7 protein-coding genes are annotated in these 5,691 nt (G+C 37.7%); 1 reads left to right on the top strand and 6 read right to left on the bottom strand.

What is annotated here, in order from left to right; genetic code table 11:
- The 6 genes from MTN96_RS36555 to MTN96_RS36530 all read right to left on the bottom strand — a co-directional run.
- The coding region (locus MTN96_RS36555; protein ID WP_248534797.1) for an efflux RND transporter permease subunit at window positions 1–824 on the bottom strand (824 nt) is incomplete at its 3' end.
- A 10-nt stretch (window positions 825–834) separates the two neighbouring features.
- Window positions 835–1,731 (bottom strand): efflux RND transporter periplasmic adaptor subunit, encoded by an 897-nt coding sequence (locus MTN96_RS36550; protein ID WP_029771722.1) that lies wholly within the window; start codon window positions 1,729–1,731, stop codon window positions 835–837.
- Window positions 1,732–1,801: 70 nt separating this feature from the next.
- Window positions 1,802–3,094, bottom strand: a complete 1,293-nt coding sequence (locus tag MTN96_RS36545) for a TolC family protein (protein WP_008109686.1) — start codon at window positions 3,092–3,094, stop codon at window positions 1,802–1,804.
- A 73-nt stretch (window positions 3,095–3,167) separates the two neighbouring features.
- Window positions 3,168–3,464: a hypothetical protein gene (locus MTN96_RS36540; RefSeq protein ID WP_223230508.1), complete on the bottom strand. Its 297-nt coding sequence runs from the start codon at window positions 3,462–3,464 to the stop codon at window positions 3,168–3,170.
- A gap of 81 nt (window positions 3,465–3,545) precedes the next feature.
- Complete coding sequence (locus tag MTN96_RS36535) at window positions 3,546–4,190, bottom strand: class I SAM-dependent methyltransferase (protein ID WP_029771721.1); 645 nt, start codon at window positions 4,188–4,190, stop codon at window positions 3,546–3,548.
- Between the two features lie 99 nt (window positions 4,191–4,289).
- Window positions 4,290–5,189 carry a cation transporter gene (locus MTN96_RS36530; RefSeq protein ID WP_029771720.1) on the bottom strand — a complete coding sequence of 300 codons (900 nt, stop codon included), beginning with the start codon at window positions 5,187–5,189 and terminating at the stop codon, window positions 4,290–4,292.
- A gap of 165 nt (window positions 5,190–5,354) precedes the next feature.
- On the opposite strand from MTN96_RS36530, the gene MTN96_RS36525 reads away from it, so the two are divergent.
- Window positions 5,355–5,691, top strand: a 337-nt coding sequence (locus tag MTN96_RS36525; protein WP_248534794.1) for a hypothetical protein, incomplete at its 3' end; no start/stop codon positions are given.

Genomic DNA, 5,691 nt, shown 5'->3' with positions numbered 1-5,691 from the left:
TTGCCTATAGCAACATTGGCAACATCACTTATTTTTACAGGAATACCATCGTTCTTTTTGATGATGACATTGAGGATCTCATCTATTGTCGCTAGTTGCCCAATGGAGCGTACTAAAACTTGCTGTCCGTTTTGTTCGATATAACCTGCGCCACGGTTGTCATTGTTTTTACGTAATGCATCAGATATTTCTTCAAAGGTTACCTGATGAAAAAGTAATTTTTCGGGTTTAGGCGTTATGTGATATTGCTTGTTGTAGCCGCCGATACTGTTGACCTCAATGACGCCTTTAACTTGAGCCAATTGCGGTTTAATGATCCAGTCTTGTATTTCTCTTAAGGCAATAGCGGTATAAGGCTCTCCATTAGGCATTTTAGCGTCAGGAGAAGCTTGTACGGTATACATAAATATTTCGCCAAGCCCTGTCGAAATAGGACCCATTTCTGGCTCTAAGCCAGAGGGAATAACGCCTTTTATCGCAGCTAATCTTGCATTGATTAAGTTGCGAGCAAAATAAATATCGGTTCCCTCTTCAAAGATAACGGTTACTTGAGATAATCCATATCTTGACAGGGAGCGGGTGTGAGACAGCTTTGGCAATCCGGCTAAGGCGGTTTCTACAGGAAAGGTCACCCTTTGTTCCGCTTCCAAAGGTGAATAACCGGGGGCAGAAGTGTTTATTTGTACCTGCACGTTTGTTATATCTGGAACAGCATCAATGGGAAGTTTTTGATAACTCCACATGCCAACGCCGATGATTACCATCAGCAGACTTAATACTAAATAGCGTCTATTTATTGCTAGACGCAAAATTGATTCAATCATATTGCGTCTCCTAATCGTCGTCTTCTACTTCAGATTTCAAAATATCCGCTTTTATCAGATAACTGTTTTTGTTTACATATTCAGCGTCTTTACTGAGGCCATCAATGACCTCGATATAGTTTTTGTCTGAACGTCCGAGCACAAGTGGCGCAAACTCGTACTCTTCATCTTCTTTTACAAAGACACCAAATTGTCCTCCCAGTTCTTGTATCGCAACTTTCTCGACGGCTAAATCCACCTCAAATCGGTTTATCCTTACGCTGCCCATTAATAATTGGCCTGAGGTTAGGTTTAGCTCAGTGTTATTTAAACGTACACGTGCTAAAACATAAGACTGATCTTTAGCTGGAATTATATTGGTGATGGTTGAGTTGAATGCCTGTTCACCATGCTCAATATCAACAGGTTGACCGACTTTGATTTGATTATATTGGCTGGTAAACACCTTAAATTCAGCCCACAAGGTGTCAAAATTGACGATTTCAAACAAGCTAGTGTTTTGCGTGATACCGCCAATATTTCCATTTCTCTGTAAAACAGTCCCAGAAACAGGGGATGTTATTTTATAGGTATTTAAGCTTTCATTAGATTCAATAACGGCTAATAGATCTCCTTTTTTTACCTTATCACCAACAGTGGAGTTAATTGTCTTTATAACGCCGTTATATCTAGCGCCAACTTGAAATAATTGTTCAGCGCCTATCGTCGTAGCGCCGTATACAGGGATAGTTTGGTTCAACGTTTTTGAAGCTAAATAGGCTGTTTCAACACCAAGCCTTTTTGCCATGTTATTGTTTATTTTGCTAATGCCTTCTTCGCCTTCATGTTCATCTTCACTAGCGATAACACTTTGAATGGGTGATAGATACCCAATAAAAATCAATAGTGCGAGTAAATAGTTTTTCATTTTGAATTCCTAAACGATTCAGTTAATAACTGAATCAATAAATTGTTATTAAACTTAAAGTGATGTTTATTTAGAGTGACAGCGCTTCGTTTGTTAGTTTTTCTATCTCTGCGCCATAAATTAGGGCAGCAGATGCCGCATCAATGAGGGTTCGCCGAGCATTTAACAGCTCTTGTCTAGCCGATACATAATCAAGATATCCATATCGACCTTTTTGATAGGCGTCTTGAGTATCTTCCAGTGCATCTTCAAGCATTGGGATAACCGACTGCTTTAATGAATTAGCTGTTAATATGGCTTGTTTTCTATTGGAGTATGCTCGTAGTAAGTGATTTCTAAACCTCAACTTAGTCGCCTCTTTCTCTATGGCAACTTGGTCACGCTCTGCTAGCGCACTAGCGATTGCACCAGAATTTCGCTTTTCAGCAAACAAAGGTAAGCTAAAGCCAGCGACCAGTGCCGTATCATTGGCTTCTTGAGAGCGCCTAACACCAACAGACCATTTGATATTGGCCGTTGACTCTGTTTTAGCCAACTGTAATTCGGCCTCTTTTAGTCGCTGCTCACTTGCATAAACTTGAATAGCAGGGTTTTTCTCTAATTTCGCAAAGAGACTACTAAAATCACTATCATTGCCAAACTGAAACAGATCTCCAGTTACTCTAGAGAATGACACTGATGTTTCTCCCCAGTAAGCTGATAAAGAAAGCTTTAGATATTCCAAGCGCTTTTGTTCAGATTGAAGGGTGAGGTTAGCCTGAGCAATAACTGCTTTTGAACGTTTCACTTCAGCCTCAGGAGTAGCACCTGCGCGGTTACGCTGAGATACAATCTCTAACGTTTCTTGTGCTAAGCTCAATGCATTATCTGCCAATATCACTCTTTGTTGGGCTGCAAGTACTTCCACGTACTTCTCAGTGACTTGAGCCATTAAATTAAGCGCAGAGACTTCTTTCTCAGCATTGAGTAGTGCTCTTGATTTTGAAACAAGTCCAATCCGCGCTGAGCGTTTATCTCCCATTTCGATAACCGAAGATAGAGCGACTGTTAATTCAGCACTGTCGAATGCATTAAATTCACCTGAGCCTGCAAAGTTCTCAGCTTCAACTTCTAGTTCATAAGCGGGATTTAAACTTGCTGTTTGTTCTTGTCCTGTTAATGCGGTTTGTTTGAAATCAAATATTTTGAGTTCAGGATTTTGTTTAAGCGTCCACTGAATTGCCTCTTGAAGATTTAACTGCTTTTCAAAGGCATAAACATTAAATGTAAAAAGTGACAACGCGAGAAACGCGATATATTTAAGCTGAGGTGTTACACACCTCAAAATTGCTATCTTGCGATGCTCACAGGTATTAAGTGCCATGTATACTTTCCTATAAATTAATATGTGATATTTAGGTCATTAACATTTGACCTTTCTTAATTTTCTATAAAATTTAGGCGTATTTAGGTGGGCGGAATGGCACCGACATATAGCCTTTTAGCTCAGGAGAAACTAAGGCGTAGGTAAGGAAATATTCTATTTTTTGTAAAATATTACAAGAATAATCTGCATTTAAAAATAAGTGACAACAGCAACAAAAATTACAATTATCAATTAAAGTTTGGCTATTACTCACCTCAAATAAATTGGAGGTTTCTGGAGATTCTAGCGGGGTAATAGACTCAGTTAGTGATGTATTAAAAGAACTTTCAATTAAGTTTACTTCAAGCTCTTCTAGCGAAAAAAACACAGATTGCACCGCGATTAAAATCATTATCACGTATGATATATATGGTTTAAAATATGACGGACGCATTAGGTTCATTGTTATCTAGTTCGCTTCAATCAGTCTGATAGTTCCCAAAGTCGTTGGGACTATGTTTAAATCTGAAACATGAGTAAACCCTGATTCAACCTCTAAAGAAGGAAGGACTCCATCTACATTATCTTTTGTAGTTTCAAAACCATCTAATAACTGAACGACAAAGAACAATATCCGTTGAAATATTGAAGTCGGCTTTCCCCAGTCAGCAATTAATAAAATGCCACCCGGTTTCAGTACCCGACGAATTTCAGTTAATGTCGCACGCTTAGTTGAACGGCTTAAGTGATGAAAAAACAAACTTGAAAATACGATATCAAAGGAATTATCACTAAAAGGCATTTCTTGTCCAAAGCCCTGTCTAAAAGAAATATTAAGATCCTTGCCTATAACTTTTTTCTGTGAAATATCTAAAGCGGTTTGGTCTGCATCTAAGCCTATTACGGTATATTTAGGTGATTTTTCAGCTATTAATTTTGTTAGCGTTCCGGTTCCACATCCAACATCAAGTAGGTTGTTTCCTTTGACGTTGGCAACTTTATCTACAATCAGTTTTTTAAAAAATGCTTCTCTCGTGGTGATAGCAACGAGGCTGTCATAAAAATTAGTTAACCAATGAAATCGTAATGGCGGAATGTAGGCATTGTTTTTCATAACTTCATTTCCCTTTAGCCGTTTGAAGCAGACTTAAACTAGCTATAAAGATGCTATTAATGGTTTTAAAATTTAAATAAATAGCCATGATGAATTTGTTTAATACTTTAGCTGTAAGATACGGCGAGCACCGTTTAAAACGACAACAGCAATAATCAAACCAATCACTAAATCTGGATAACGGCTGCTTGTTACTGTAACTAAAAAGCCAGCTAAGATTACCCCAACATTTGCAATAACGTCATTTGCGGAAAAAATCCAGCTTGCTTTCATATGAGCGCCGTCTTCTTTATTACCAAATATTAAAAATAGACAAGCAATGTTAGCGATTAGTGCTATTCCACCAAATATCATCATTAAAGAAGAGATCGGTTCACTACCGTAAACAAAGCGTCTTACGACTTCGCTCAAAGCACCTAGCGCTAGAATAACTTGAAGCACACCAGATATATGTGCCGCTCTAAGTTTCATGCTGATACTTTTACCTACCGAATAAATAGCCAAACCATACACAGCAGCATCAGCAAACATATCTAATGAGTCCGCAATTAGGCCAGCAGACTGTGCAATCAACCCAGCAATTACTTCTATAAAAAACATGACTCCATTAATGGCTAACAACCATTTTAGGGTTGATGCTTCTTTCATCTCATTTTTTTGGGCTAGATCTTTTGCTTTTGCAGCTTCGGTGCTGCAACTTTCTTTAGTTGATGCCAACTCTGCACCGAGATTGAGTTGTTGTAATTTTTTTGTTATCTCATCTAAATTTTCATCATGAAAAACCTTGACTAAACGGCTAGGAATATCAAATTGCAACCCAACTGAAGGCTCAATTGAGTCAAGTGCTAACCTAATCAATCTCTCTTCTGAAGGACAGTCCATTTGAGGTACTTTAAATGTACTGACAAACGCGCCACTATAGTTATCTAATTGTGTATCAATTTTTACATCTTCATTGGTAGAAGATGATTGACACTGACCACTACATTTTTCTGACATATTTAACATTCCGTAATAATATTAAAATAAGTATAAAATCTATAGTGGCTATAGAGTCAAATAAAAAATTATTTAATGTAAAAGCGTGGAAACTGAATTGAAAAGCTAGTTTAAGAAAATAGTTTCTGCTAGTATTTTAAATACTATATTTAACTGGTGATAACTTTGAACCTTAATGTTGTACTAAAAATGCTCTTGGTTATTTCGATTGTTTTACAATCGTTAACTGCTGTAGCATCCTCAACATCTGAGAATCACCAAATAGATATAGAGCACCTTCAAACTCAACATGATCATGCAGATGATCGAAATGTCTCAAATGATAATGTAGGTGATGAGCAGCATAATGAAAAAGATTGTCATCACTGCGGACATTGCAGTGGCAGCCACTTATCTTGGATTTTAGTCAGTAATTCAAATACCAGGGGCAAACTAAACATTATCAATAAAACGCCTTATCAAATTGATCAAACAAGTACCTTTCTTGAAGCGATACTTCGTC

The organism is Pseudoalteromonas sp. 2CM28B (genome assembly GCF_023161935.1).
This window is presented reverse-complemented; position numbering and strand designations above follow the sequence as displayed.

What these genes read in the sequence shown, in the direction of transcription:
- MTN96_RS36550 (WP_029771722.1), bottom strand. Translation starts at nt 1,731, where the DNA reads ATGAAAAACTATTTACTCGCACTATTGATTTTTATTGGGTATCTATCA.
- MTN96_RS36545 (WP_008109686.1), bottom strand. Translation starts at nt 3,094, where the DNA reads ATGGCACTTAATACCTGTGAGCATCGCAAGATAGCAATTTTGAGGTGT.
- MTN96_RS36535 (WP_029771721.1), bottom strand. Translation starts at nt 4,190, where the DNA reads ATGAAAAACAATGCCTACATTCCGCCATTACGATTTCATTGGTTAACT.
- MTN96_RS36530 (WP_029771720.1), bottom strand. Translation starts at nt 5,189, where the DNA reads ATGTCAGAAAAATGTAGTGGTCAGTGTCAATCATCTTCTACCAATGAA.